A 26311-nucleotide genomic window follows, 5' to 3' on the forward strand; every position below is an offset into this window, starting at 1 on the left:
GACCGGGATGACCGGCCCGGGAGGGTAGCCGTGGACAGACTGAAGCTCATCGCCCTCGATGCCGAGGACCTTGCCGTGCTGTCGGCGCATCTGCAGGATGCGGTGATGACGGTGGGCGACATGGCCTATCTGCCGCGCGAGAAGCGCTTCGCGCTGGTGGCCAACCGCTTCGACTGGGAAGCCGCCGTGCAGGCCGAGGTGACCGGCGCGCCGAACGGGCGGACGCCCTGCGTGCGCCGGCGCGCGGGCATGCATCTGGAGCGGGTGCTGTCGGCGCGGGTGCGCGGCATCGACCTCGCGCAGAAGCAGGGCGTGCTGAACCTGCTGGCCGTGCAGTTCGACGAGGCGCAGGCGCCCTCCGGCACGGTGTCGTTCCTGTTTTCGGGCGGGGGCGAGGTGCAGCTCGAAGTGGAATGTCTCGAGGTCGGCCTCGAGGATCTCGGCCCGGCCTGGGACGCCAAGGGCGTGCCCTGCCACGTCCCGGCGCCCTGACGCCGGCCTGCGGGCCGCACCGCGGGTGCGGCGCTTGTCATCGGCGGCGGCGGTTGTCATAGAACGTCGCGGAACGGGTCGCGCCGGCGCATCGTCGCCACGCCCGTGCCGCCCGCAACGCCGATGCGCCGGCCCCGCGACGGGGACCGCGTCAGGACACGCCATGCCGCTCCGCCTCGATACACGCGCCGCCGACTTCCCCGACCGCTTCACCGCCTTTCTCGGCACCAAGCGCGAGGCGTCGGCGGATGTCGAGCAGGCGGTGCGGGCCATCATCGCCGAGGTGCGGGCGCGTGGCGACGCGGCGCTGGTCGACTATTCCGCCCGCTTCGACCGGGTCGATCTCGGCCGGGTCGGCCTGCGCGTCTCCGATGCGGAGATCGACGCCGCGTTCCGGGCGGCCCCGCCGGAGACCCTGGACGCGCTGCGCCTCGCCCATGAGCGCATCCGTGCCTATCACGCCCGCCAGCTTCCCGGCGATGCGCGCTGGACCGACGCCATCGGCGTCGAGCTCGGCCACCGCTGGACGCCGGTCGACGCGGTGGGGCTCTATGTGCCCGGCGGCACCGCCGCCTATCCCTCCTCCGTGCTGATGAACGCGGTGCCGGCGAAGGTCGCCGGCGTCGGGCGCCTCGCCATGGTGGTGCCGGCGCCGGACGGCGCGCTGAACCCGCTGGTGCTGGCGGCCGCGCGCATCGCCGGGGTCGACGAGATCTACCGGATCGGCGGGGCGCAGGCGGTGGCGGCGCTCGCCTATGGCACGCAGACCATCGCCCCCGTCGCCAAGATCGTCGGGCCGGGCAACGCCTATGTCGCCGCCGCCAAGCGCCTCGTCTTCGGCACGGTCGGCATCGACATGGTGGCGGGCCCCTCCGAAGTGCTGGTGCTGGCCGATGGCGAGCAGAACCCGGACTGGATCGCTGCCGACCTGCTGGCCCAGGCCGAGCACGACACCGCCGCGCAGTCGATCCTGTTCAGCGACGACGATACCCTCATCGAGCAGGTGATCACCGCGGTCGAGGCCCGGCTCGCCACCCTGCCGCGCGCGGCGATCGCCCGGGCCAGCTGGGACGAATTCGGCGCCACGGTGCGGCTTGCGAGCCTCGACGAGGCGCCGGCGCTGGTCGACCGCATCGCCCCCGAGCATCTGGAAATCCTCGCCGCCGATGCGGAGGGGCTCGCCGCCCGCATCCGCCACGCCGGGGCGATCTTCCTCGGCCCCTATACGCCCGAGGCGATCGGCGACTATGTCGGCGGCTCCAACCACGTGCTGCCGACCGCGCGCTCGGCGCGCTTCTCCTCGGGCCTCAACGTGCTCGATTTCATGAAGCGGACCTCGATCCTGAAGTGCGGTGCCGAGCAGCTGCGCGCGCTCGGGCCGGCGGCGATCGCGCTCGGGCGCGCCGAGGGGCTCGACGCGCACGCCCTGTCCGTCGCCGCGCGGCTCAACCTCTGACGGAGCCGCCATGGCCGGCAACGATCCCCACCCCGACAGCCGCCGCCTGATCGGGATCACGCTGGACCCCGCCTCGATCGGCCATGCCGGCCGCGACGTCGAGCACGAGCGGGCCATCGCCATCTACGACCTGATCGAGAACAACAGCTTCGCCCCGCTCGGCGATCCCGAGCCCGGTCCCTACCAACTCGACATCGCGCTGGTGGAGAACCGGCTGGTGCTGCGCATCACCCGCGAGAGCGGCGCCGACGTCGTCACCCATCACCTCTCGCTCTCGCCCCTTCGCAAGGTGGTGAAGGACTATTTCCTCGTCTGCGAGAGCTACTACGCCGCCATCCGCACCGCGACGCCCTCGCAGATCGAGGCGATCGACATGGGCCGGCGCGGGCTCCACAACGAGGGCTCGGAAATCCTGCGCGAGCGGCTGAAGGAGCGCCTCGCGCTGGATTTCGACACGGCCCGCCGCCTGTTCACGCTTGTCTGCGCGCTGCACTGGAAAGGCTGAGCATGGCGGCAGCGGGGCTCATGCTCGATGCTCCGGGGCGCCAGGCGCGACCGCAATCCGTGCTGTTCATGTGCAGCCAGAACTGCGTGCGCTCGCCGATCGCGGCGACGCTGACCCGCCACCTGTTCGGCCGCTCGCTCTATGTCGAATCGGCGGGCGTGATGAAGGGCGAGAACGACCCCTTCGTCGCCTGCGCGCTGGACGAGGCCGGGTTCGAACTCGGCCGCCACCGGCCCAAGACGCTGGAGGAACTGGAGGAACTCGAGGGCCTCGGCTTCGATCTGGTCATCACCCTCTCGCCCGACGCCCATCACCGCGCGCTCGAACTCACCCGCACCAACGCGATCGACGTGGAATACTGGCCGACGCCCGATCCGACGCTGGTCTCCGGCAATCGCGAGCAGCGGCTCGACGCCTACCGCGCCGTGCGCGACGAGCTCGAAATGCGCATCCGCGCCCGGTTCCGCCCGCGATGATGCCGGCCCCCGTGTTCACAGCGCACGGCGTTTGGCGTAGCGTGCGGCCCGGTCCGCCGGCCCCCGCGTCGGCGCACCCCCGCCCGCTCCGCGCCGTGCCGCCCCCGCCGGGCCGCGCCGCGGTTCCCTCCCCGACCCTCGTTCCGAACGGAGTTATCGCGTGACCGGCCGACCCAAACTGGTGCTGGCGTCGGGTTCGCCGCGCCGGCTCGCGCTGCTCGGCCAGGCGGGCATCGAGCCCGACATGCTGCTGCCCGCCGAGATCGACGAGACCCCCGAGCGCGGCGAACTGCCGCGACGCCTCGCCCTGCGCCTCGCGCGGGAGAAGGCGGAAGCCGCCCGCACGCGTCATGCGCAGAGCCCGGAGATCGCCGGGGCCTATCTGCTCGCCGCCGACACGGTGGTCGCCATCGGGCGGCGCGTGCTGCCCAAGCCCGAGATCCGCGACGAGGCCGCCGACTGCCTGCACCTGCTGTCGGGGCGCGCCCACCGCGTCTATACCGGCATCGCGCTGATCACGCCGAAGGGGGCGGTGCGCACGCGCCTCGTCGAGACTCGGGTGCGCTTCAAGCGGCTCTCGCGCGAGGACATCGCCGCCTATCTCGGCGCCGGCGAATGGCGCGGCAAGGCGGGCGGCTACGCCATCCAGGGCCTCGCGGGGAGCTTCGTGGTCAAGCTGGTGGGCTCCTATACCAGCGTGGTCGGCCTGCCGCTGACGGAGACCGTCGCCATGCTGGCGGGCGAGGGCTTCCCCGTGCATGCGGGCTGGACGGGCGGGGCCTGAGCGGATGGCCTCCACCCCGAGCCCCGCCGGCGGCGACAAGCCCTGCCCCATCTGCGGCAAGCCCGCGAGCCCGTCCTATCGGCCGTTCTGCTCGCGCCGCTGCGCCGATGTCGACCTCAACCGCTGGCTTTCCGGCGGCTATGTGATTCCCGGCGCCGCCGAGCCGGAGGAGGATACCGAGGAAGCCCCGCTCGCGCCGGCGCCGCCGCGCCCGCGCTGATGTCGCCCGGCCGGCGGGAGCCCAGGGCCGCGACCGGCGCCGACACGGCCGGGGACAGGATCGAAAAGGGCGGCGGATGACGCTTGCGATCCGCATTCGCCCCGTGCTAGAGGGGCGCCCACACTCGGAGTGTAGCGCAGTCTGGTAGCGCACCTCGTTCGGGACGAGGGGGTCGCAGGTTCAAATCCTGCCACTCCGACCAAAAATTCCCGAGACTTCCCAGCTTATTGCACGGCTCTGCGGAGCGCCTCGCCCGAGGCGGCGGCCGAACCCTGTGATGGCGGGCGCCCGCCAGCCCCGGCGCATGAGGGCTAGGCTCCCGCCGGCGGCGGGGAAACCGCATTGCTTCGCCGTTCGCGCTGAAACGAAACCGCTTCGACCGCGTTATGCCTGCGAGCCGCAGATGAGCGGTGAGTATGGAGAACCCCGATGGGCAGCACGGCAGACAAGGTCAAGGGACTCGCCAACGAAGCCGCCGGCAAGGTGAAGCAGGCCGCCGGCAAGGTCTCCGGCTCCAAGGAGCTCGAAGCCGAAGGCGTGGCGCAGGAGCTGAAGGGCGAAGGCCAGCAGGCCATCGGCAAGGCGAAGGATGCGGTGAAGAAGGCCGCCAACCTCTGACCGTTCCCGCTCCGGCGGCTGGCGCGTCCCGCACGCGCCAGGCTCGCCGGCGGCAGGGCCCCGCCGCCCCGCCCGGCCCCGCCACGAAAATGCCGGGCGGCGTCGACGTGCCGCCTGTGCGGCGGATGCGTTTAACCTCGTCCGCCATGCGATTGCGTAAAACTGCGTAGATGAGTGAAGACTCGCTGCGCCCATGAGCGCACAGTCATCCGATGTCGGTCCGCTGCGCTTGCCGCGCGGGCTTCGCATCGGGAGACCGTCATGGCGCCGCCACCTACACCCTCCACCCGCTTCGCACTCGGATCGCTCGTCCTCATCGCCGGGATCGTCGGTGCGGCGGCGGTCGCCTTTGCCTATACGGGCGGCTTCCTGTCGCCCGACCGCCTCTCCCCCGACAAGCTGGTGGCGGGCCTCGCGCCGCCGGGCGGGCCGGCTCTCGGCCACCGGCGCAACCATGCCAAGGGCATCTGCTTCACCGGCACGTTCGAATCGAACGGCCAGGGCGCGGCGCTGTCGCGGGCGGAAGCCTTCGCGACCGGCAGCTATCCGGTGATCGGCCGCTTCAATCTCGGCACCCCCGATCCGAACGCGCCGGACGCGACGGTGCGGGTGCGCGGGCTCGGCCTCGAGATCACGACGCCCGGCAAGCAGGTCTGGCGCGCGGCGATGATCGATCCGCCTTTCTTCGCGGTCGCCGATCCCGAGGCGTTCTACGGGCTGCTGACCGCCTCGCACAGCAAGGAGCCGGACGCGATGAAGAACTTCATCGCCGCCCATCCCGAATTCGGCGCCTTCGCGGGCTGGGCCGGCAGCGCGCCCTATATGGCGAGCTATGCACAGGACAGCTTCAACAGCCTGAACGCCTTCCTCTTCACCGACGCGGCCGGCGCCACCCACGCGGTGCGCTGGTCCTATCGCCCGGAGCAGGCGGCCGAGCCGATGAGCAAGGACGATTTCGCCAAGCTCGGGCCGAACCATCTCGAACAGGAGATCGCCACCCGCGTCGCGGCGGCCCCGCAGCGCTGGACGCTGGTCCTCACCGTCGCCGATGCGGGCGACCCGACCAACGATCCCACCAAGGCGTGGCCGGACGGCCGCCGCACGGTCGAGGCGGGCACGCTCATCGTCAGCAAGGTAGAGGACGAGCGCGACGGCCCCTGCCGCGACATCAATTTCGATCCGACCATCCTGCCGGACGGCATCAGCGTCTCCGACGACCCCTTCCCCGCCGCCCGCTCCGCCGCCTATGCGCGCTCCTTCAACCTGCGCACCGCCGAGTGGAAGGACTATCCCTATCAGGCGCCCGGCGCCGCACCCGCGAAGCCGTGAGGAGGACGCGATGACGGCTCCATCGACGCGTTTCACCGTCCTGCAGCGCACGCTGCACTGGCTGATGGCGGTGGCGATCATCGCCATGCTGTTCATCGGCGTCGGCATGGTCTCGACCGTGATGCCGAAATACGTGCCGCTGCTCGCCACCCACAAGACGCTGGGCATCGCCATTCTGGCGCTGGCGCTCATCCGCCTGGCGGTGCGCCTCGTCTCCGGCGCGCCGCCGCTGCCGGCCTCGCTGCCGCCGCTGATGAAGCTCGGCGCGCATCTCTCCCATTACGGGCTCTATGCGCTGATGATCGGGATGCCGCTGATCGGCTGGGGGATGCTCTCGGCCGGCGGCTATCCGGTGGTGCTCTATGGCGGCGTGCGCCTGCCGTCCATCCTGCCGCAGAGCGACGGGCTGCACGCGCTGCTGCAGCAGGGGCACGCGGTGCTGGCCTTCGTCTTCTTCGGCGTCATCCTGCTGCACGTGGCCGCCGCGCTGTTCCACGCGCTGGTGCGGCGCGACGGCGTATTCGAAAGCATGGCGCCCGTGCCCGCGCGCCGGGACGTGGCGCCGGCCGAATAGGCCGGCGGCGCCCGTCGCTAGGGCTCAGGGCTGCTGGACGATGCGGTTGACCGGCGCGCCGGCGATGGTCGCGCAGAGCTCCGGCGCCGCGACGTCGGTGCAGGACGGGCCGCGGCGGAAGTTGTTGTAGAAGATGCGCCAGGTGTCGTCGCGGCCGGCGCGGTAGGGGCCGAACTTGAAGTACTGGTTCTCGCCGAGCCCCGGTCCCTCATGGCCGATCCGCCCCTCGACGGTGGCGACCCACATGCCGTTCGCCGCGATCTCGATGCGGCCGTCGCCCTTGGGGCCGGGCTTGGTGAGGAACACGAAGTCGATCCAGCCGGACGAGGCGGCGGGGAGCACGCCCTGACGCCTGGTGACGCGGATATCGGCGGTGCAGCCGACATAGCCGGCATCGTCGATGGCGGCGGCGGAGGGCTCCACCGCGACCAGCGAGCGGAACTGGCGGTACGGGTCGGGCTGGGTGGCCGGCGTCTCGCCGGGCAGGCAGGCCTTGGGGCGCTCGGCCGTGCCGATCGGCTCGAACCGGCCGGTATCGGTGTCGATCGTCACCGCCAGCCGGCCGTCGAGCAGCCGCAGCGCCAGGAACGGGCTGTAGTCGCCCTCGGCCCCCGGGATGATCTCGCGCTTCCACTGCGCCATCACGTAGCGGTGGCGGATCTCCGGCACCGGCTGGTCGAGCCGCATGGAAAAGGCGTACCAGACCGGCTTGTCGTAGCCGGCGAGGACCTCGGGCCGCTCCCACACCTCGGCGCGCTCGCTGCACAGCGTGTCGCCGCCCGGGCATTGCGGCCGCACCGCCAGCTCCACCGCGCGCCGGCCTTCCACCGTCACCTCGAAGGTGGCGCTGCCGGCACCCTGCTCCTTGTTGCGCTTGTAGTAGAGGCCCCCGCCCGGCGCGAAATCGGGGCCGTCGAGGCTGTCGCTGAGGCGCAGTTGGGAGCTGTCGGCGAGCGCACCCGCCGGCAAAGCGAGCGCGAGCAGCATCGAGCAGGCGAGCAGGCGCGAGCGTTTCATCAGATCCCCTTCCGAAGCCGTGATCATAAGGCGGTGAACCCCTCGCGCCCGATGGTAGTTGCACCCATTTATCCGGGGCTTAATGATTAGCCGCTCGGCAGCGAGGCGCAACGAACTTGTCCGCGGATTTTTTCCGATACGTCTGGCAGCACAGCCGGCGCGAGCAGATCATCGTGCTGCTTTTCGTGGTCGGCTCGCTGCCGTTCTACTGGTGGTCGCTCGACATCCCCAAGCGCATCGTCAACGAGGCGATCCAGGGCAGCGCCTTCGCCGACGGCAAGACCACCGCGCGCTATTTCGACTTCTCGCTGTCGCTGCCCGACTTCCTCGGCGGCTACACCTATGTGATCAGCGACGGCACGCTGCTGACCCAGCTGCCCTATCTCTACGCCCTCAGCCTGACCTTCCTGGCGCTGACGCTGGTGAACGGCTGGTTCAAATACGTCATCAACATCCGCAAGGGCATCCTCGGCGAGCGGATGCTGCGGCGGCTGCGCTTCGACCTGTTCGCGCGCGTGCTGCGCTTTCCCCCGGAGAATGTGCGCTCGATCAAGCCCGCCGAGATCAGCAGCATGATCAAGGACGAGGTCGAGCCGATCGGCGGCTTCTTCGGCGAGGCGTTCATCACCCCGGCCTTCCTCGGCACCCAGGCCATCACCGCGATGGGTTTCATCCTGACGCAGAACCTGTGGCTGGGCGGCATGGCGTTCGCGCTCATCGCCGTGCAGGGCGTCGTCATCCCGCACCTGCGGCGCGAGCAGATCCGGCTCGGCCGCGAGCGCCAGCTGGAATCGCGCCTGCTCGCCGGGCGCATCGGCGAGATGATCGAGGCGGCGCCGGCGCTGCACGCCTACGGCATCACCCGCTACAGCAGCGCCGAGATCGGCAAGCGGCTCGGCACGCTGTTCGACATCCGCATGCGGCTCTACCGCCGCAAATTCGCGGTGAAATACCTCAACAACCTGCTGGCCCAGCTCACCCCCTTCGTCTTCTACATCCTCGGCGGCTATCTGGCGCTGAAGGGCAAGCTCGACATCGGCCAGCTGGTGGCGGTGATCGCGGCCTATCGCGATCTGCCCGGGCCGATCAAGGAGCTGATCGACTGGGACCAGCAGCGCGCCGACGTCACGGTGAAATACGAGCAGGTGGTCGGGCAGTTCGCCCGCGACTTCCTGCTGCCCGAGGAACCCGAACCGGCCGCCGAGGGCACGCCGCCGGCGCCGGACGCCCCCATCACCATCGTCGGCCTGCGGGTGGTGAACGGGCGCGGCGTGGTCCAGCTCGAGCGGCTGTCGACCGTGCTGAGCCGGCCCGCCCACATCGCCGTGGTCGGCCCGGCCGGAAGCGGGCGCGACGTGCTGCTGGGCGTGCTGGGGCGCCAGATCAGCGACTATCAGGGAAGCGTGACCATCGGCGATCGCGAATTGTCGGGCATGAGCGACCAGATGGCCTCGTCCACGCTGGTCTATGCCTCGAGCGACCCGTTCGTGATGTCCGGCTCGATCCGCGAGAATCTGTGCTACTTCGTGCGCCGCGCCGTGCCGCACGAGGAGGCCGACGGGGGGCTCGACCGCGCCTGGCGCGTCGAGGCCCGGCTCACCGACAATCCCGTGGTGTCACCGGATTCGGACTGGATCGACTACGCCGCCATCGGCGTGTCCGGCCCGGAGGAGCTCGACCAGGCGATCATCACCGCCCTGCGCATCGTGCGCGGCTATGACGACATCTTCCGGATCGGCCTGTCGAGCCGGCTCGGCGACGACATCGACGCGCAGACCGCCCAGCGCCTGCTCGAGGTGCGCGCCCGCATCCCCGACCTGTTCCGCGAGCGCGGCGTGATCGAACTGGTGGAGCCGTTCGAGCCGGACACCTACAACACCAACGCGACCATCGGCGAGAACATGCTGTTCGGCGTGCCGGTGGGCCAGCGCTTCGCCGCCGACAAGCTGGCCAGCGACGGCTTCGTCCGCTCGATCATCGCCGCCGAGGCGCTCACCGGACCGCTCGCCGCGATCGGCCTCAAAATGCTGGAGACGGTGGCGGACGTATTCCAGGGGCTCGCCCCCGACCATCCCTTGCGCGAGCGCTACTCCTTCATCGAGGGCGGCGAGGTGGACGAACTCTGGCGGCAGATCCAGTCCGGCCGCCAGCGCGGCGACCATGCCCGGCTGCCGCCGGACATCCGCGACAAGCTGATCGGCTACGCGCTGATGTATGTCGAGCCGCGCCACCGGCTCAGCCTGATCGATGCCAACCTCACCGCCCGGATCCTGCGGGCGCGCACCAGCTTCCGCCAGTTCCTGCCGGCGAGCGCGGCGCACGAGATCGAGTTCTACGATCCGAGCCGGCTGATGCCGGCCGCCAACATCCGCGACAACCTGCTGTTCGGCCGCATCCGCTACGGCAAGGCGCATGAGCGTCACCGCCTGCTCGGCGTCGCCGCGCAGGTGCTCGACGAATGCGGGCTCGGCACCTTCGTCGTGGCGAAGGGCCTCGACGAGGAGGCGGGTCCTGGCGGGCGGCTGCTGTCGCCTCAGCAGCGCGCCACGATCCAGCTCGCCCGCGCGATGCTGCGCCATCCCGACATGCTCGTCCTGCATGGCGCGTTGAGTGGTTTTTCGCCGTCCGAAGCCCATATGATCCTGAAAAACATTTGCGAGGCGATGAAGAACCGGACAATCATCGTCTCCATGTCCGAAGAGGATGAAGCGATCGACGCGGATCTGGTGCTGAGCTTCGAGGGGTCGAAACTGGTCTCCAGCCGCCGCCGGGAGGAGCCCGACCCGCAGCCGGCGGCCGGCGACGACACCGCTCAGCCCGCTCCGCAGGAGGTTGGAGCATGAACATCGACGATGAAGTTGACGCCCTGCGCAAGTTCCGGATGTTCCGTCAGGTCGAAACATCCAAGCTGAAGCTGCTCGCCATGATCGGCGACCGGATCGTGTTCCGGCCGGGCGAGACGATCTACCGCCAGGGCGAGCCGTCCGACGCGATCTACGTGGTGCTGGACGGCCAGTTCAAGGTGTCGCTGGAGACGGCGGGCAGCACCATCGACTTCGCCGAGCATGTGCGCGGCGCCCTGCTGGGCGAGGCGGGTGTGCTGTGCGACCAGAAGCGCATGGTGACCATCACCGCGGAGACCGAGATCACCGCGCTCAGGGTCGATCGCGAGGCGTTCCTGCGGCTGGTGGAGGAATCGCCGGCCTTCAATGTCGCCGTGATGCGCGAACTCGGCCGCCAGATCATGGATCTCAACACGATCTGCGCGAGTCTCGTCCAGAAACTGCCGGCCGGTGCGACGGCGGTCGACGCCTCGAGGCCGGTTGTCGCGGCCCGCTGAAGGGCGCGCGGAAGGTGCTGATGTGGCCTTGAGTTCGATCGACGCCGGCGAAAGCGCCGGTGCCAAGCTGGGCGAGCAGCCCTGGGCGTGCCGCGCGCGGCTGTGGTCCGGGCTGGTGTTGTTCGTCTTCGTCCTGACCCATCTCATCAACCACGCCGTCGGCATCTTCGGCGTCCAGGCGATGGAGGCGGTTCAGGCCTGGCGATGGACGCTGTGGAAGTCGATGCCCGGCACCGTGCTGCTCTACGGCGCGGCACTGATCCACATCGGCTTCGCCACCTACCGCATCGTGCGCCGGCAGACCTGGCGGATGCCCCGGGACGAGCTCTGGCAGATCGCCTCCGGGCTCGCCATCCCGCTGCTGGTGGCCGGCCACATCGCGCAGACGCGCGTGGCGGGCACCTGGTTCCAGGGCGACGAGAGCTACGGCACCGTGCTCTACGGCCTCTGGCCGGCGCTGGCGGGCTCACAGACGGTGCTGCTGCTGGTGAGCTGGAGCCACGGCATCATCGGCCTGCACCACGCCTTCCGCTTCCGCCGCTGGTACGGCTCCTGGCGCACGGCCGGGCTGATCGCCGCGGTGCTCATCCCCTGCCTGTCGCTCGCCGGTTTCGTGGCCGGGGGCCGCGAGGCGGCGCGCGTCCCCACCCCGCCGGCCGGCCTGAGCGACGTGCAGCGCAGCGGCGTGACCCGGGCGATGGCCCGGATCGACAAGGGGCTGGCCGCGTTCGGGGGGATCACCCTCGCGCTGCTGGCCTTCGGCTATGTGCGCCGGCGGGCGGCGCAGACCATCACTATCACCTATCGCGGCTTCGGGCCGGTCAAGGTGCCGCGCGGGACCTCGGTGCTCGAGGCGAGCCGCATGCACCACATCCCGCACCCGTCCGTCTGCCATGGCCGCGGGCGCTGCTCCACCTGCCGCGTCCACGTGCTGGCCGGCGCGGAGGATCTGGTCGAGCCCTTCGCCGCCGAGCGGGCGCTGCTCGCGCGCGTCGGCGCGCCGCCCAATGTGCGGCTGGGGTGCCAGCTGCGGCCGACCTCCGACGTCAAGCTGCGCATCCTCATGCCGGTGCTCGGCCACCAGACCGACGCGGTGCCGGAGGAGGACATCAGCGAGTGGGCGGTGGAGCGCGAGGCGACGGTGCTGTGCCTCGACCTGCGCGCCTTCGGCACGCTGACACGCAGCCGTCTTCCCTATGAGATAGCCGTGCTGGTCAATCGCTTCTCCGCCGAGATGACGCAGGTGGTCGAGAGCCATGGCGGTCGAATGGATCGAATGTACGGAGACGGCTTGCTAGCCGTGTTCGAAATGGCCGATGATCGTTCCCGGGCGGCGCGCAACGCCATCAAGGCGGCGCGGGACATGACACGGGTGCTGGACTTGCTGAATCAGGAAATGGTCGGGGCGCTGCCGATCCCCATCCGGGCCGGCATCGGCATCCACACCGGCCCGGTCGTGCTGGCGCGCATCAGCGACGGCATGCGCGCGGCCTCGATGATGGCGATGGGCAGCACGGTCACCGTCGCCGTCGGCCTCGAGACGGCGACCAAGGATCTCCTGGTCGACTGCGTCATCTCCGCCGACACGGTGCAGGCCTCGAAATACGACTTCGCGGGCGAGCCCAAGCGCGAACTGATGATCGAGGGGCACGACGAGAGCCTGACCGTCTACCCGGTGGCCGACCGCGCCGCGCTGCAGCGGATCACCTCGCGCTCGCTGGCGACCTGGGCGATCGATGCGGCGGGGGCCTGAGGACGTGCTTTCCGTCACCCACCCCGACGTCCTGCGCATCGAGGATCTGCGCATCGCCTTCGCGCTCCACGGCCAGTTGCAGGAGGTCGTGAAAGGCGTCTCCCTGCGGGTGCCGGCCGGGCGGACGGTCGCCCTGGTCGGCGAGTCCGGCTCCGGCAAGACGGTGATCTCGCAGGCGGTGATGGGCCTGCTGCCGAGCGCCGGCTTCGTCACCGGCGGGCGGATCCTGTTCAACGACCCGGCGAAATCCGGCGATGCCATCGACATCGTGCCGCTGCCGCGCGACGGCGCGGCGATCCGCAGCCTGCGCGGCGGCCGCATCGGCATGATCTTCCAGGAGCCGATGTCCTCGCTCTCCCCGGTCCATACGATCGGCAACCAGATCGAGGAGGCGCTGCGGCTGCACCGGCCGGACAAGCGCGCCGAAGGCCGGGCGACCACCGAGACCATGCTCGGGCTGGTCGGCTTCCGCGACCCGCACTCCGCCTATGACCGCTACCCGTTCGAGCTGTCGGGCGGCCTGCGCCAGCGGGCGATGCTGGCCATGGCGATGATCTGCCATCCGGCGCTGCTGATCGCCGACGAGCCCACCACCGCGCTCGACGTGACCATCCAGGCGCAGGTCCTCAAGCTGATGAAGGACCTGCAGCGCGAATTCGGCATGGCCATCCTGATGATCACCCACGATCTCGGCGTGGTCGCCAATGTCGCCGACGAGGTGGTGGTGGTCTATCAGGGCGAGGTGATGGAGATGGGCACGGTGGCGGACATCTTCCGCCGGCCCCAGCATCCCTATCTCAAGGCCCTGCTCAAGGCCTCGCCGGATTTCGACATGGCCGAGGGCGAACGGCTGGTGGCGCTGCGCGCCATCGCGCCGACGCGCGCGCCGGTGGCGGTCGCGCCGGCCCCGGCGCCGGGCGGGGAGCCCATCCTCGTCGCCCGCAACCTGCTGAAGACCTATGGCAGCCGCAAGTCCGGCCTCGGCCTCGTCGCCGTCGACAATGTCAGCTTCGACATCGCGCGCGGGGAGTGCCTCGGGCTCGTGGGCGAATCCGGCTCGGGCAAGACCACGGTCGGCAACCTGATCATGCGCGCCCGCGCCGCCGATGCCGGATCGGTGGTCTTCAACGGCGCCGAGGGGCCGGTCGACGTGCTGGCGCTCGGCAAGAGCGAGCTGCGCGCCTTCCGCCCGCGCATGCAGATGATCTTCCAGGATCCGGTCTCCTCGCTGTCCCCGCGCATGACCGTGCTCGACATCATCCGCGAGCCGATGATCATCCAGAACCGCGGCACGCCCGAGGAACAGAAGGAGCGCGCGGTCGAGCTGATGAACTGCGTCGGGCTCGACCCGCGGTTCCTCGGCCGCTACCCGCACAGCTTCTCCGGCGGCCAGCGCCAGCGCATCGGCATTGCCCGCGCGCTCGCGCTGAACCCGGACATCATCATCTGCGACGAGCCGGTCTCGGCGCTCGACGTCTCGGTGCAGGCGCAGATCCTGAACCTGCTCAAGGATCTTCAGGCCGAGCTCGGGCTCACCTACCTGTTCATCTCGCACAACCTCGCGGTGGTCCACTACATGGCCGACCGCATCGCGGTGATGGCGCGCGGGCGCATCGTCGAGATCGCGCCGCGGAATGCGCTGTTCCGCACCCCGGCGCATCCCTACACGCGGGCGCTGCTGCGGGCGGTGCCGCTGCCCGACCTCGACCGGCCGCTCGACTTCGACATCGCGGTCTCCGGCGGCGGGGCGTCCGATCCCGCCACCTGGCCGGAGGTCTTCCGTCCCGGGGCGCCGGGCGGCCTCGCACCCATCGACCTCGGCGGTGGCCATATCGTGCTGGCTGCGGCATCCTGCACCGTCCGCGAACTCACGGCATAGACCCGCCATGCTCAAGCTCAAGGCCCTGGCATTCCTGTCCTTCCTCGGCCTGAGCTTCGCGGCGCAGGCCGACGTGCCGGAGAGCGCGCGCCAGGCTCCGTCCCTCGCCGCGGCGGTGAAGGCGGGCACCCTTCCCCCGCTCGCCGAGCGCCTGCCGCAGCAGCCGCGGGTGATCGATGTGCGCGCGGCCGGCGGCGAACCGGGCCAGTATGGCGGCACCTGGCGCATGCTGATGGGCGACCAGCGCGACATCCGCATGGTGACCATCTACGGCTACACGCGGCTGATGGTGTTCAACCTCAAGGGCGAGCTGGTGCCCGACATCCTCGAGCGCGTCGATGTCGAGGAAGGCCGCATCTTCACGCTCAAGCTGCGCGAGGGTCACCGCTGGTCGGACGGACATCCCTTCACCAGCGAGGATTTCCGCTACTGGTGGGACGACATCGCCAACAATGAGCGCCTGAGCCCCAGCGGCCTGCCCCCGCAGCTGATGGTCGACGGCAAGCCGCCGAAGATGGAGGTGGTCGACCCGACCACGGTCCGCTTCTCCTGGGATGCGCCCAATCCGGGCTTCCTGCCGGCGATCGCGGCGACGCAGCCGCTCGAGATCATGATGCCGGCGCATTATCTCAAGCAGTTCCACAAGCGCTATGCCGATCCGGACCAGCTCGCCAAGCTGGTGAAGGAGGCGAAGGTGAAGGACTGGGGTGCCCTGCACGACCGCCGCGCCCGCGCCTATCGCCCTGAAAACCCTGATTTGCCGACGCTCGGGCCGTGGCGGCCGATGACCAAGCCGCCGGCCGAGCTGTTCGTGTTCGAGCGCAATCCCTATTTCCACCGGGTCGACGAGGATGGGCGCCAGCTGCCCTATATCGACCGGCTGACGCTGTCGATCGGCACCTCCTCGCTCGTTCCCGCCAAGGTCGGGGCCGGCGGGTCGGATCTGCAGGCCCGCTATCTGCGGTTCGACAACTACACCTTCCTGAAGGCGGCCGAGCAACGCCAGAACTACACGGTGCGCCTGTGGGAGCGCGGCGAGGGCGCCTATGTCTCGATCGTGCCCAATCTCAACGCGGCGGATCCCGGCTGGCGCGCGGTGCTGCGGGACGTGCGCGTGCGCCGCGCCTTGTCGGTCGGTCTCAATCGCCACGACATCAACCAGGTGATCTTCTTCGGCCTGGCCCATGAGGGCGCCAACACCGTCATTCCCGGCAGCCCGCTCTACAAGTCCGAGTACGACACGGCATGGGCGCAGTACGACCCCGCGCTCGCCAACAGGCTGCTCGACGAGGCCGGGCTGAGCAAGCGCGACCATGACGGCATCCGCCTGCTGCCCGACGGGCGGCGGATGGAGATCACCGTCGAGACCGCCGGCGAGAGCACCGAGGAGACCGACATCCTCGAATTGGTCGCGTTCGACTGGCGCAAGATCGGCGTCGCGCTCTACCCCCGGGCGACCCAGACCGGCATCCTGCGCCGCGGCGTGGCGGCAGGCACGGTGATGATGTCGGTCGCCATGGGGCTCGACAATGCGACGCCCGGCCCGGACATGGACCCCGGCCAACTCGCGCCGATGAACTCGATGCAGTTCCAGTGGCCGATGTGGGGCCAGTATGTCGACAGCGGCGGGCGCGAGGGCGAGGCGCCGGGCACGCCGGAGGCGGCCGCGCTCACCAAGCTGCACGAGCAATGGCGCCGCTCGACCACGACCGAGGAACGCGCCGACATCTGGCGGCAGATGCTGGAGATCAACGCCGATCAGGTGTTCACCATCGGCATCATCAACCGCACGGCGCAGCCGGTCGTGGTCTCCAACCACCTCCACAACGTGCCCCCCGTGGGCATCTACAGCTATGAACCGGGCGCCTATTTCGGCATCTACAACCCGGATACGTTCTGGTTCGACAATGCCGGGCAGGGGAACTGAGCATGCTGCGCTATATCCTGCGGCGCATCGCGATCATGGTGCCGACGCTGCTCGTCACCAGCGCCCTCATCTTCACCGTGATGCAGCTGCCGCCCAGCGACTATTTCGAGACCTATGTCGCCGAGATGGCGGCGCAGGGCGAGAAGGCCGACATGAGCCGGGTCGAATTCCTGAAGAAGGAATACGGCTTCGACAAGCCGGTGATCGAGCGCTACTGGCTGTGGGTCAGCGGCTTCGTGCGCGGCGATTTCGGCTATTCCTTCGAGTATGAGATGCCGGTCAACGAGGTGGTGGGCGAGCGCCTCGGCCTCACCGTGCTGGTCTCGTTCACCACCATCATCGTGACCTGGCTGGTCGCCTTCCCGATCGGCATCTACTGCGCCACCCATCAGTACAGCTGGGGCGACTACGGGCTGACCTTCATCGGCCTGATCGGCATCGCCATACCGCACTTCCTGCTGGCGCTGGTGATGATGTATTTCGCCAATGTCTGGTTCGGGCTCTCGATCGGCGGCCTGATGGATCCGGTGTACTTCAACCAGCCGATGAGCTGGGCGAAGGCGCAGTCGATCCTCGCCCATCTGTGGATCCCCGTGCTCATCATCGGCGCCGGCGGCACGGGCTCGATGGTGCGCTCGATCCGCGCCAACCTGCTCGACGAACTGCGCAGGCAGTACTACGTGACCGCCAAGGCCAAGGGCCTGCCGCCCGGCAAGGCGCTGCGCAAATATCCGCTGCGGATGTCGCTGAATTTCTTCGTCTCGCATATCGGCGACGTGCTGCCCTCCATCGTCTCCGGCTCCGAGCTCACCGCCGTGGTGCTGTCGCTGCAGACCACCGGGCCGCTGCTGCTCCGGGCCCTGCAGAGCCAGGACATGTATCTCGCCGGCTCGTTCCTGCTGTTCCTCTCCTGCCTGACGGTGATCGGCGTGCTGCTGTCCGACATCGCGCTGGGCTTCCTCGATCCCCGCATCCGGCTTCAGGGCGGGAGCACGAAATGACGCAGGAGACTCACACGCTCACCCTGCCGCCGTCGGGCGCCAGCCTCGCCCATTACGTCTCGGCCGCGCCGTTCGATCCCTATACGGCGGAGGCCCTGACCGAAGCGCAGAAAAAGGTCTATCTCGCCTCGCAGCTCACGCTGATGTGGTGGAAGTTCAAGCGTCACCGGCTGGCGCTGGCCTCCGGCATCTTCCTGCTGTGCGCCTACGTCGCGATCCTGTTCTGCGAGTTCCTGGCGCCCTACAATTACCAGACGCGGCACACGGATTTCATCCGCATGCCGCCCCAGAGCCTGCACCTGTTCCATGAGGGGCGTTTCGTCGGGCCGTTCGTCTACGGAACGAACTACAAGCTCGACATGACCAACCTGCACCGCGACTACAGCGAGAACACGGCGGTGATCCAGCCGCTGCGCTTCTTCTGCCGCGGCGACAGCTACATGTTCTGGGGCCTGATCGAGGGTGACCGCCACCTGTTCTGCGCCGCGGAGGGGGGCACCGCCTTCCTGCTCGGCACCGACCGGCTCGGGCGCGACATGCTCTCGCGCCTCATCTACGGCGCCCGCATCTCGCTCACCATCGGCCTGATCGGCATCTCGATCAGCTTCGCGCTCGGCATCGTCATCGGCGGGCTGGCCGGCTATTACGGCGGCATCTTCGACCTGCTGGTGCAGCGGGCGATCGAGGTGATCCAGTCGCTGCCCCATATCCCGCTATGGCTGGCGCTCTCCGCGATCCTGCCGCCGACCTGGAGCCCGCTCCTGGTCTATTTCGGCATCACGGTGATCCTCGGCCTGATGGACTGGACCGGGCTGGCGCGGGCGGTGCGCTCCAAGCTCCTGTCGCTGCGCGAGGACGATTATGTCGTCGCGGCGCAGCTGATGGGCGCGCGCACGCCGCGCATCGTGTTCCGTCACCTCGTGCCCGGCTTCATGAGCCATCTCATCGCCTCGGCGACCATCACCATCCCCTCGATGATCCTCGGCGAGACCGCGCTCTCCTTCCTCGGCCTCGGCCTGCGCCCGCCCATCACCTCCTGGGGCGTGATGCTGAACGAGGCGCAGAACATCAATATCGTGGTGCTGTACCCGTGGCTGATCCTGCCGGTGGTGCCGGTGATCCTCGTCATCCTCGCCTTCAATTTCCTCGGCGACGGGTTGCGCGACGCGGCCGATCCGTACCATTGAGACGGCGCGGCGCGCCCCTCGCGCTGCGCCCCTTCCCGTCCCCCGCCTTCGAGGTTTCATGTCGACGCCCGCCAACAGCCTGTCCCGGCTCGAGAAAACCCTGTTCCGGCTGCAGGCGCAGCATGCCTGCCTCGCCTATGCGTTCGACTACATCGCCAACCGGCCGGGCCCGGTGGCGGAGCTCGGCCTCGGCCATGGCCGCACCTTCGACCATCTGCGCCGGCACCTGCCGGAGCGCGAGATCTGGGTGTTCGACCGGGCGAACGACGCCTATGCCGACTGCCAGCCCGATCCGGCCTATCTCGTCCTCGGCGAGATCGAGCAAACCCTTCCCCCGCTTTACGAAAAGCTCGGCGGGAAGGTGGTGCTGGCGAATTCGGACATCGGCTCTTTCAACAAGGACTCCAACCGCCTGGCCGCGCAGATGGCCTCGCGGGTGATCCCGCCGCTGATGGCGCCGGGCGGCATCGTCATGTCCGACCTGCCGCTGACGCTCGACGGGTTCGAGGTGCTGGCGCTGCCGGAGGGCGCGCCGAAGGACCGTTACTTCCTCTACCGCAAGCCGGAATAACCCGCGCTTTCAGGCAGTTGGCCCCTCCTCGCGCGACGCGAAGATCGCTCGCGCCGCGCGCCAGCGGATCGCCGGCGAGGCGCAAAGACGCGCCAGCAGCCGGTCGAGGAAGGCATCCACGAAGGCGTCGTGGACGAGGTGATGGGTGAGCAGGCCGATCGGACCGATCGGTGCGGAATCCGGTTCGATCGGGTGGACGATCGGACCGGTCGGGCCGATCAGACCGACGAGGCGGCGGACCAGCATGGCCTCCTCGTCGAGCCCGCCGCCCGCCCGCCAGGCGATCGGGTCGAGATGGGTATCCGCCTCGATCAGTCCCGGCGCGAGCGGGCCCTCCTTCGCTCGCCCCTGCGCCCCTCGCCCGCGCGGGCCGAAGGTCGACAGGCCGCGATAGCCCACCTCCCCCAGCCGGGCGGCGAGCGGGCGCCCGATCCGGTTCCACGGCGGCACGAACACCGGCAGTAGCCGGTCCCCGAACAGCGTCCGGCCCCGCGCCAGCCCCTCGCGCGCCTCCTCCAGCATCGCCGGCACCGGCCGGTGGTCGAACTCGGCCTTCTTGGCGCCGGCCGGCGCGTGGTCGGCATGCGCCCAGCCATGCACCAGCAGGTCGACATCGGGCGCGCCGTCGAGCCGGTCCGCGAGCGCGGAGCCGGCACGCGACGGAATGGTGGCGAGCGCCAGCGGCACGCCGAAGCGGGCGGCGCGGGCCAGCAGCCGGTCGAGCGCCGGGGTCGGGGCGATGGCGTCGTCGTCGCGCCACCACAGGTCGACCGTGCGGCCCGCCACCTCGGCCTCTCCCAGCGCGGCGTCGAGTTCGCGCCATGCGGCATCGCGATCGGCCCGCCGTTCGAGCCCGGCGCGGATCAGCGGGGCGGTGCGCGCCGCGCCCTCGCGGCGCACGGCGCTCCAGTCCGGCGGGGGCAGCGCCAGCCCGGCCGCGACCTGCGCCGCCAGCGCCGGCCCGTCCAGTGCCGCCTCGTCCAGCACGCGCGCGAGGCCGCGCCGGGCGAGTTCGGCGGCGCGGATGCCCTGCTCCTGTTCCTTGCCCGCCGCGAAGGGCACCAGCACCGCGCGGGCGCCGGCGGCGGCGAGGTCCAGCACCGTGTTGTAGCCGGCCTGGCTGACCGAGAGCGCGGCGCGCGCGAGCAAAGCGGGGAAATCCGGCCGGGCGCGCTCGACCACCATATTGGCCGGCGCCGCGGCAAGCAGCGCCGCGAACGCCTCGGCCGCCACGCCATGACCGACCAGCAGCCGCCAGCGGTGCCCGGGCAGTCGCGCGGCGGCCTCCAGCGCAGCATGGCAGAGCGGCAGGCCCGCGGCCGAGCCGCCGCCCGAGACGATGATCTCGTCCGCCCCCACGGTGCCGCCGGCCTCCAGCGCGCGGGCGCCGTCATGGACGTAGCCGGTCTCGATCAGCCGGCGCGCCAGCGAGGGGCCGACCGGCCAGGAGGCGGCGAGCGGCACCAGCGCGGAATCGCCGTGGAACAGCACGCCGTCATAATGGGCGGCGAGGCGCGCCTCGGCCTCCGCGATGCGATCCGGGCGCGAGGACGGGTTCAGCACGTCGCGGATCGAGGCCAGCACCAGCGGGCGCGGCCGGCGGGCGGCGGCATGGGCGAGCAGCGCCTCGAACTCGGCGGCCAGCGCGCGGCGGCCGAACGGAAACAATTCGGTGACCAGCACATCCGGCGCGACGGCGTCGAACGCCGCCCGCAGCGCCGCCCGGCGACGGTCGAGATAGGCGGCGTCCGCCAGCCCCTCCGGCGTGTGGAAGGTGGTGAAATCGGTGCCGAGGCAATGCACCGGCGGCAACTGGATCACCGCGCAGCCGCCGGCATCGACGGTCGGCGCCGGCCGGCCGCCGGACACCAGCGTCACCGGCCAGCCCTCAGCCGCCAGCGCCCGCCCGACCGCGGCCATGCGGGCGAGGTGGCCGATCCCGAGCAGATGGGTGACGACCAGCATAACCCGCGGCGCGGCCGGGAGCGGGGACGGCGCACTCATGCCGCGTCGTTCCCGAGGTCGAGGGCCTTCCCCCGTCCCTGATCCGGCCGGGGGATGCCGGTGGCGGCGAAGGCGGCGGCGACGATACTCGCGGCGGCCTCGAGCGAGCGCTCGCGGGCGACGAAGCCGGCCGCGGCGGCGGCCATGGTCGCGCGGGTGGTCTCGTCGGCGAGCAGCCGGTCAATGGCGCCGGCCAGCGCCCCGGTATCGCCCTCGGGCGTCAAGAGACCGGTGACGCCGTGCTGCACCACTTCGGGAATGCCGCCATAGGCGGCGGCGACGCTGGGCAGGCCGTGCGCGGCGGCCTCGAGGAACACGGCGCCGAAGGCCTCGTTGACACCGGGCCAGACGAACAGCCGCGCCGCACGCAGCAGGCTCCCCAGCGCGGCGCGGTCGGACATCTCGCCGAGCAGGCGCACCCGGTCGCCGAAGGGGGCGAGGATGGCGGCGACCTCTTCGCGGGCCGGCCCGTCGCCGACGACGTCGAGCCGCCAGTCCGGGTGCGCGACCTGGGCCAGCGCCGTGCCGAGCTGGCGGTAGGAGGCGAGCTTGTCGCCCCGGCGCATCATCGCCACGGTGACGAGGCGCGGCGCGCCCTCGCCGGTCGCCGCCGGCGCGCCGGCGCCGGGCCAGTCGCCGGGATCGATGAAGGGCTTGAGATCGACCAGACGCTGGCCGGGCGGGGCGACCGGCTCCAGCATCTCGCGGTCGCGGGCGGTGAGCAGCAGCAGCAGGCGGGCGCGGGCGATGGCGGCGTCGGCGAGGTGATGGCCCTCGGCAAAGGCGCCCTGCGCCCGGCTCGGCTTGCGCGCCGCCTCGGCGATGACATAGGGCACGCCGAGTGCGGCGGCGAGCGCCGGTCCGACCAGGTCCGGCGCCTTGTAGTAGTTGTGATAGGTGAAGACGCAGGCGGGCGGCGTGCGCCCGCGCTCGGCAGCGAGCAGGCGGGCCGTCTCGGCGGCGGCGGCGGCGGTGAGGCCCGCCCAGCGCTCGGGCGTGGGCACCGGCACATGGGCGCGCAGGCGGGTGGCGAGCTCGACCTCATAGCCGAGCCGGCCGAGCAGGCGCGCGAACAGGCGCGCCATGGTGCGGTCGCCGGAGGGGACGGGATCGTCCGGCGGCTTGAGCGGGGCGAGGAAGAGGACGCGCATCGGCTAGGGCGCCGCTCCCGAAGGCGCGCCGGCAGCCGGGCGCGGCTCGACGCCGGACAGGGCCTCGGCGTCGGGGCGAGCTTCCACCACGGCCGGCCGCAGCGCGGGGCCGGCGCCGCTCGCCCGCAGCAACGTGTCGAGCCGGGCGATGCCGGCCTCGAACGAGAAGTCGGCGCGCACCCGCGCCAGCGCGGCCGCGCCGAGCGCGCGGCGACGGGCGGGATCGCGGGCGAGCGCCTCCAGCGCGGCAGCGAGGGCCGCAGCGTCGCCGGGCGGCACCAGCAGGCCGCTGACGCCGTCCGCGACGAATTCGGGCACGCCGGCGAAGCGGGTGGAGACGATCGGCAGCGCCTGGGTGGCGGCCTCCATGATGACGTTGGGCAGGCCGTCGCGGTCGCCGTCCGCGCCGGGCTTCGAGGGCAGCACGAAGAGATCGGCCGCGCGCAGCGCTTCGATCACCTCGCCCTGCGCCCGGCTGCCGCGCCAGTCGATGCGGTCGGCGAGGCCGAGCCGCTCGGCCTGGCGCTGCAGCGGCACGCGCAATTCGCCGGAGCCGATATGGACGAGGCGCCAGTGGAGATCCGCCGGCAGGCGCGCGAGCGCGTCGAGGAGATCCTCGAACCCCTTCTTCGCCACCGCGCGGCCGACCGCGACGATGGTGACGGGCGCGGCGGGATCGCGGCCGTCGGTCGCCGGACGGGTCGCGGGCGGGTCCGGGAAGCGGTCGAGGTCGAGGCCGTGATAGACGAGTTGAAGCCGCCCGCGATGGGCGGGGGCGGCGACGCGGGCGAGCTCGTTCCAGCCGTCGCGGGTGCAGGTGACGCCCCAGTCGGCGTCGGCGATCTTCTCCGCCCGCTCCCAGTCCGGCGTGGTCCAGATGTCCTTGGCGTGGGCGGAGAAGGAGAAGCCGCGCCCGGTGAGCAGCGCGGTGTAGCGGGCGACGGAGCCGGGCGTGTGCAGGAAATGCACGTGCAGATGCGCGGCGGCCGGATCGATCTCGCGCGCCAGCACGAAGGCCTGGCCGAGCCGGCGCATCCGGTTGGCGGTGGGATCGCGCGCGAGGTCGCGCAGGAAGACCGGCAGCAGCGCCGACAGGTTCAGCCGGAAGGCGTGGAGCGCGCCGCGCAGCACACGGCGGGGGTCGTCCTTGAGATATTCGGGCAGGTAGAACAGGCGCGCGCCGATCTGATCGTGCATCGGGTGGGTGAGGCGGTCGGTGGGCCGGCGCAGCGACCAGATGTCGAGCGCGTGGCCGCGTCGCTCCAGCGCCAGCAGTTCCTGGGCGATGAAGGTCTCGGACAGGCGCGGATAGCCCTTGAGGACGACCGCCAGCCGCCGGGGCGGCGCGCCGTCGGGTCCGTCCTGCGGACCGCTCGATGGCTCGGCCAACTCAGCCCCCGGCGGTCGCGGCCGAGCCCGCCTTGCGCGCGGGCACGGAGAGATAGGGCGCGAGGTGGCGGGAGATGGCGTTCAGCCCGTCGAGCAGGCCGGGCATGGCGGCGCGCGAGGGCGGCGGCTGGTCGGCGAGGGCGCGCAGGGCGCCGGACATCTCGGCGGGATCGCGGGTGCCGCCGGCCTCGGCCGGATCGGCCAGCATCCGCACCAGCCCGAGCTCATGGGCGCGGCGGGCGCGGATGGTCTGCTCGAGGCGCGGGCGCGAGCGCGGCACCAGCAGCGTCGGCTTGTCGAAGGAGAGCACCTCGCAGAAGGTGTTGTAGCCGCCCATCGCCACCACCGCGGTGGCCCGGCTCATCAGCCGTTCCAGCTTGGTGTCGAACGAGATGGCGTCGACGCGCGGCAGCCGCTCGATCCGCTCCATGAAGGCGAGGCGCTGGGTGGAGGAGAGGAACGGGCCGAACACGATCACCGCCGGCAGCGGGATGGTCGGATCGGCCTCATAGGCGGAGATCACCCAGTCGATCAGCCCGGCCCCGTCCGCGCCGCCGCCGGTGGTGACGAGGATGAACGGGCCCTTGGTGGCGCGCGGGTAGCGCATGGTGGCGACGCCGCCCGGCACCGAGCGGCGCAGATAGCCGGTGTAGACGATGCGCGAGCGCATGTCGGCGGGCATGGGGATGCCGTCGAGCGGGCGGTAGAACGGCTCCGGGCCGTAGACCAGCACGTCGTCGTAATGGTCGGTCAGGGTGCGGATGGCGCCCTTGTCGTGCCACTCGCCGCGCAGCGATTCGGGATCGTCCAGCACGTCGCGGATACCGATGATGCGGCGCGTGCCCATGGCGCCCATCAGCTTGAGCGTGGGCAGCAATTCGCCGCGGAACCCGGCCGGCTCCTTGTCGGCGATGAAGATGTCGGGGCGGAAGGCCTCGGCGGTCTGGCGGATCAGCGCCTCGCGGATCTCCGTCACCTCGCCGATGCCGAGCCGCAGATTGGCGCTGGTGTAGTCGCCGCCCTCGTTCTTGGCGACGCCGGGGACGTGGACGAAATCGATGCCGCTGCCGAAATTGAAGCTGCCGGCCAGCGACGAGCCGGAGACGATGAGGATGGAGAGCGCGCTGTCGGCGGCCACCAGCGCGTTGGCGATGGCGCGCGTGCGGCGGATATGCCCGAGACCATAGGTGTCGTGGCTGTACATCAACAGGCGCGGCGTTGCACGCTCGCGCCGATCCGGCTCGGTTCGCGGGATCGCGATTCGAGACACATCCATCGAGAAATCCATCCTGGGCCCTGCGCTGCCATCGTAGTCCAGCGAGCGGGCTCCCGTCACCTGTCCGTTTGTCAAAAGCCCATGGCGGCGACGCGAGGGAACCCGCAGCGGCGCGCGGGGCTTGTCCCCTTGCCGGGCGCGTCTATTGTGGCACCGAGCGATCCGCGCCCGCTGCCCAGCCCGGGGGAGCCCGCACGCGCCCGAACGTGTTGAGAAAGACCTGAATCATGCCTTCCAAGCTCGACCAGCTGCGCGCCATGACCGTCGTCGTCGCCGACACCGGCGATATCGAGGCGGTGCGGCGCCTGCGCCCGCAGGACTGCACCACCAACCCGACCCTGCTGCTGAAGGCGACCGAGACGCCCGCCTATGCGGCGCTGGTCGACGAGGCCATCGCCTGGGGCCGGCGGCAGTCCGGCACGCCGGCGGCGGTGACGGCCGCGACCTGCGACCGGCTAGCGGTGAATTTCGGCGCCGAGCTCGCCGGCATCGTGCCCGGCCGCGTTTCGACGGAGGTCGACGCGGACCTCTCCTTCGACACCGAGGCGACGCTCGGCAAGGCGCGGGCGCTGATCGAGGCCTATGCGGCGCGCGGCATCGGCCGCGAGCGCATCCTCGTCAAGATCGCCTCGACCTGGGAGGGCATCCAGGCGGCGCGGGTGCTGCAGAAGGAAGGCATCGACTGCAATCTCACCCTGCTGTTCAGCCTCGTCCAGGCGGCCGCCTGCGCCGACGCCAAGGTGTTCCTGATCTCGCCCTTCGTCGGGCGCATCCTCGACTGGCACGTCAAGGCGGGCGGGGGCCCGTTCACCTCGGAGACCGACCCGGGCGTGGTCTCGGTCCGCCAGATCTATGCCTATTACAAGGCGCACGGCATCGACACGGTGGTGATGGGCGCCTCGTTCCGCAACACCGGCGAGATCGAGGCGCTGGCCGGCTGCGACCGGCTCACCATCGGCCCCTCGCTGCTCGACCAGCTCGCCGCCGACCAGGGCCCGCTGGAACGCCGGCTCGATCCGGGCGGCGTCGCCGGCGCGCCGGCGCGGCTTTCCCTCGACGAGAAGGCGTTCCGCTTCGCCCTGAACGAGGACGCGATGGCGCATGAGAAGCTCGGCGAGGGCATCCGCGCGTTCGTCAAGGACCTGAAGAGCCTGCGCGGGCTGATCGGCCAGCGCCTCGCCACCGCCTCGGCGGCGTAGCCGGCGCCGCGATCCGGGGGTCGGCCCTTCGACCCCCGCCGATCTGTGTGCCGGTGTGACTGTCATACAAATTGAACAGCTTTTTTGACCATTCGGCGTGCCGGCCGGTTGAAACCGGGCGGCATTCCCGGCGACGATAGCGCCCCGCCCCCTCGAAAGGGCC

The 26311-nt window shown here is 70.8% G+C and carries 23 protein-coding genes and 1 tRNA gene; 19 read left to right on the forward strand and 5 right to left on the reverse strand.

Annotated features, from left to right (window positions below; all coding sequences use genetic code 11):
• Nucleotides 1-30 precede the first annotated feature (30 nt).
• From ACEUEL_RS16960 to ACEUEL_RS17005, 10 genes are all read left to right on the forward strand, one after another.
• Nucleotides 31-492 carry a DUF2948 family protein gene (locus tag ACEUEL_RS16960; protein ID WP_405707726.1) on the forward strand — a complete coding sequence of 154 codons (462 nt, stop codon included), beginning with the start codon at nt 31-33 and terminating at the stop codon, nt 490-492.
• 163 nt (nt 493-655) lie between these two features.
• Nucleotides 656-1948, forward strand: a complete 1293-nt coding sequence (gene hisD, locus ACEUEL_RS16965; RefSeq protein ID WP_405707728.1) for a histidinol dehydrogenase — start codon at nt 656-658, stop codon at nt 1946-1948.
• Between the two features lie 10 nt (nt 1949-1958).
• Entirely contained in the window at nt 1959-2453 is a 495-nt protein-coding gene (locus ACEUEL_RS16970; protein WP_405707730.1) for a UPF0262 family protein, read from the forward strand.
• A gap of 20 nt (nt 2454-2473) precedes the next feature.
• Nucleotides 2474-2929, forward strand: coding sequence for an arsenate-mycothiol transferase ArsC (locus ACEUEL_RS16975; RefSeq protein WP_405708437.1), 456 nt, complete (start codon nt 2474-2476; stop codon nt 2927-2929).
• Between the two features lie 160 nt (nt 2930-3089).
• Entirely contained in the window at nt 3090-3713 is a 624-nt protein-coding gene (locus ACEUEL_RS16980; RefSeq protein WP_405707731.1) for a Maf-like protein, read from the forward strand.
• A 4-nt stretch (nt 3714-3717) separates the two neighbouring features.
• A complete protein-coding gene (gene yacG / locus ACEUEL_RS16985) occupies nt 3718-3933 on the forward strand; it encodes a DNA gyrase inhibitor YacG (RefSeq protein ID WP_405707732.1) in 216 nt (71 codons plus the stop codon).
• Between the two features lie 125 nt (nt 3934-4058).
• Nucleotides 4059-4135: transfer RNA gene (locus ACEUEL_RS16990), tRNA-Pro, on the forward strand.
• A gap of 227 nt (nt 4136-4362) precedes the next feature.
• Nucleotides 4363-4551: a CsbD family protein gene (locus tag ACEUEL_RS16995; RefSeq protein WP_405707733.1), complete on the forward strand. Its 189-nt coding sequence runs from the start codon at nt 4363-4365 to the stop codon at nt 4549-4551.
• 261 nt (nt 4552-4812) lie between these two features.
• Nucleotides 4813-5880, forward strand: a complete 1068-nt coding sequence (locus ACEUEL_RS17000) for a catalase family peroxidase (RefSeq protein WP_405707735.1) — start codon at nt 4813-4815, stop codon at nt 5878-5880.
• 10 nt (nt 5881-5890) lie between these two features.
• The gene (locus ACEUEL_RS17005) at nt 5891-6454 is read left to right on the forward strand and encodes a cytochrome b (protein WP_405707737.1); all 564 of its coding nucleotides are present in this window, start codon (nt 5891-5893) and stop codon (nt 6452-6454) included.
• Nucleotides 6455-6478: 24 nt separating this feature from the next.
• Here the strand turns inward: ACEUEL_RS17005 and ACEUEL_RS17010 are convergent, their stop codons facing one another.
• Nucleotides 6479-7471: a heparin lyase I family protein gene (locus tag ACEUEL_RS17010; protein WP_405707739.1), complete on the reverse strand. Its 993-nt coding sequence runs from the start codon at nt 7469-7471 to the stop codon at nt 6479-6481.
• 116 nt (nt 7472-7587) lie between these two features.
• Between ACEUEL_RS17010 and ACEUEL_RS17015 the strand changes: the two genes are divergently transcribed.
• From ACEUEL_RS17015 to ACEUEL_RS17050, 8 genes are read left to right on the forward strand one after another with little or no spacing between them, the layout of a single operon-like run.
• Complete coding sequence (locus tag ACEUEL_RS17015; RefSeq protein WP_405707741.1) at nt 7588-10314, forward strand: ABC transporter transmembrane domain-containing protein; 2727 nt, start codon at nt 7588-7590, stop codon at nt 10312-10314.
• Nucleotides 10311-10811 (forward strand): cyclic nucleotide-binding domain-containing protein, encoded by a 501-nt coding sequence (locus ACEUEL_RS17020; RefSeq protein ID WP_405707743.1) that lies wholly within the window; start codon nt 10311-10313, stop codon nt 10809-10811. The genes ACEUEL_RS17015 and ACEUEL_RS17020 overlap by 4 nt, the downstream gene beginning before the upstream one ends.
• A 28-nt stretch (nt 10812-10839) precedes the next feature.
• The gene (locus tag ACEUEL_RS17025) at nt 10840-12564 is read left to right on the forward strand and encodes an adenylate/guanylate cyclase domain-containing protein (RefSeq protein ID WP_405707745.1); all 1725 of its coding nucleotides are present in this window, start codon (nt 10840-10842) and stop codon (nt 12562-12564) included.
• Between the two features lie 4 nt (nt 12565-12568).
• Nucleotides 12569-14443 carry an ABC transporter ATP-binding protein gene (locus tag ACEUEL_RS17030; protein WP_405707747.1) on the forward strand — a complete coding sequence of 625 codons (1875 nt, stop codon included), beginning with the start codon at nt 12569-12571 and terminating at the stop codon, nt 14441-14443.
• Nucleotides 14444-14450: 7 nt separating this feature from the next.
• Nucleotides 14451-16370 carry an ABC transporter substrate-binding protein gene (locus ACEUEL_RS17035; RefSeq protein WP_405707749.1) on the forward strand — a complete coding sequence of 640 codons (1920 nt, stop codon included), beginning with the start codon at nt 14451-14453 and terminating at the stop codon, nt 16368-16370.
• A gap of 2 nt (nt 16371-16372) precedes the next feature.
• On the forward strand, nt 16373-17371 hold the full coding sequence (locus ACEUEL_RS17040; protein WP_405707750.1) for an ABC transporter permease: 999 nt from the start codon (nt 16373-16375) through the stop codon (nt 17369-17371).
• Entirely contained in the window at nt 17368-18558 is a 1191-nt protein-coding gene (locus tag ACEUEL_RS17045; RefSeq protein WP_405707752.1) for an ABC transporter permease, read from the forward strand. The genes ACEUEL_RS17040 and ACEUEL_RS17045 overlap by 4 nt, the downstream gene beginning before the upstream one ends.
• 58 nt (nt 18559-18616) lie before the next feature.
• Entirely contained in the window at nt 18617-19129 is a 513-nt protein-coding gene (locus tag ACEUEL_RS17050; RefSeq protein ID WP_405707754.1) for a class I SAM-dependent methyltransferase, read from the forward strand.
• Between the two features lie 9 nt (nt 19130-19138).
• On the opposite strand, the gene ACEUEL_RS17055 is transcribed toward ACEUEL_RS17050, so the two are convergent.
• From ACEUEL_RS17055 to ACEUEL_RS17070, 4 genes are read right to left on the reverse strand one after another with little or no spacing between them, the layout of a single operon-like run.
• Nucleotides 19139-21133: a glycosyltransferase gene (locus ACEUEL_RS17055; RefSeq protein WP_405707756.1), complete on the reverse strand. Its 1995-nt coding sequence runs from the start codon at nt 21131-21133 to the stop codon at nt 19139-19141.
• Nucleotides 21130-22284, reverse strand: a complete 1155-nt coding sequence (locus tag ACEUEL_RS17060; protein WP_405707758.1) for a glycosyltransferase family 4 protein — start codon at nt 22282-22284, stop codon at nt 21130-21132. The genes ACEUEL_RS17055 and ACEUEL_RS17060 overlap by 4 nt, the downstream gene beginning before the upstream one ends.
• 3 nt (nt 22285-22287) lie before the next feature.
• Nucleotides 22288-23673, reverse strand: a complete 1386-nt coding sequence (locus tag ACEUEL_RS17065; RefSeq protein ID WP_405707759.1) for a glycosyltransferase — start codon at nt 23671-23673, stop codon at nt 22288-22290.
• Between the two features lies 1 nt (nt 23674).
• Nucleotides 23675-24949 (reverse strand): glycosyltransferase family protein, encoded by a 1275-nt coding sequence (locus ACEUEL_RS17070; protein WP_405707761.1) that lies wholly within the window; start codon nt 24947-24949, stop codon nt 23675-23677.
• A gap of 227 nt (nt 24950-25176) precedes the next feature.
• On the opposite strand from ACEUEL_RS17070, the gene tal reads away from it, so the two are divergent.
• Complete coding sequence (tal, locus tag ACEUEL_RS17075) at nt 25177-26148, forward strand: transaldolase (RefSeq protein WP_405707763.1); 972 nt, start codon at nt 25177-25179, stop codon at nt 26146-26148.
• Nucleotides 26149-26311: the final 163 nt, after the last annotated feature.

Source organism: Ancylobacter terrae (assembly GCF_045108345.1).
In the GTDB taxonomy this organism is placed as follows: domain Bacteria; phylum Pseudomonadota; class Alphaproteobacteria; order Rhizobiales; family Xanthobacteraceae; genus Ancylobacter.

Coding starts and splice junctions, on each gene's coding strand:
- hisD (WP_405707728.1), top strand. CDS start 656: ATGCCGCTCCGCCTCGATACACGCGCCGCCGACTTCCCCGACCGCTTC.
- ACEUEL_RS16970 (WP_405707730.1), top strand. CDS start 1,959: ATGGCCGGCAACGATCCCCACCCCGACAGCCGCCGCCTGATCGGGATC.
- ACEUEL_RS16975 (WP_405708437.1), top strand. CDS start 2,474: ATGCTCGATGCTCCGGGGCGCCAGGCGCGACCGCAATCCGTGCTGTTC.
- yacG (WP_405707732.1), top strand. CDS start 3,718: ATGGCCTCCACCCCGAGCCCCGCCGGCGGCGACAAGCCCTGCCCCATC.
- ACEUEL_RS16995 (WP_405707733.1), top strand. CDS start 4,363: ATGGGCAGCACGGCAGACAAGGTCAAGGGACTCGCCAACGAAGCCGCC.
- ACEUEL_RS17000 (WP_405707735.1), top strand. CDS start 4,813: ATGGCGCCGCCACCTACACCCTCCACCCGCTTCGCACTCGGATCGCTC.
- ACEUEL_RS17005 (WP_405707737.1), top strand. CDS start 5,891: ATGACGGCTCCATCGACGCGTTTCACCGTCCTGCAGCGCACGCTGCAC.
- ACEUEL_RS17010 (WP_405707739.1), bottom strand. CDS start 7,471: ATGAAACGCTCGCGCCTGCTCGCCTGCTCGATGCTGCTCGCGCTCGCT.
- ACEUEL_RS17020 (WP_405707743.1), top strand. CDS start 10,311: ATGAACATCGACGATGAAGTTGACGCCCTGCGCAAGTTCCGGATGTTC.
- ACEUEL_RS17035 (WP_405707749.1), top strand. CDS start 14,451: ATGCTCAAGCTCAAGGCCCTGGCATTCCTGTCCTTCCTCGGCCTGAGC.
- ACEUEL_RS17040 (WP_405707750.1), top strand. CDS start 16,373: ATGCTGCGCTATATCCTGCGGCGCATCGCGATCATGGTGCCGACGCTG.
- ACEUEL_RS17045 (WP_405707752.1), top strand. CDS start 17,368: ATGACGCAGGAGACTCACACGCTCACCCTGCCGCCGTCGGGCGCCAGC.
- ACEUEL_RS17050 (WP_405707754.1), top strand. CDS start 18,617: ATGTCGACGCCCGCCAACAGCCTGTCCCGGCTCGAGAAAACCCTGTTC.
- ACEUEL_RS17055 (WP_405707756.1), bottom strand. CDS start 21,133: ATGAGTGCGCCGTCCCCGCTCCCGGCCGCGCCGCGGGTTATGCTGGTC.
- ACEUEL_RS17060 (WP_405707758.1), bottom strand. CDS start 22,284: ATGCGCGTCCTCTTCCTCGCCCCGCTCAAGCCGCCGGACGATCCCGTC.
- ACEUEL_RS17070 (WP_405707761.1), bottom strand. CDS start 24,949: ATGGATGTGTCTCGAATCGCGATCCCGCGAACCGAGCCGGATCGGCGC.
- tal (WP_405707763.1), top strand. CDS start 25,177: ATGCCTTCCAAGCTCGACCAGCTGCGCGCCATGACCGTCGTCGTCGCC.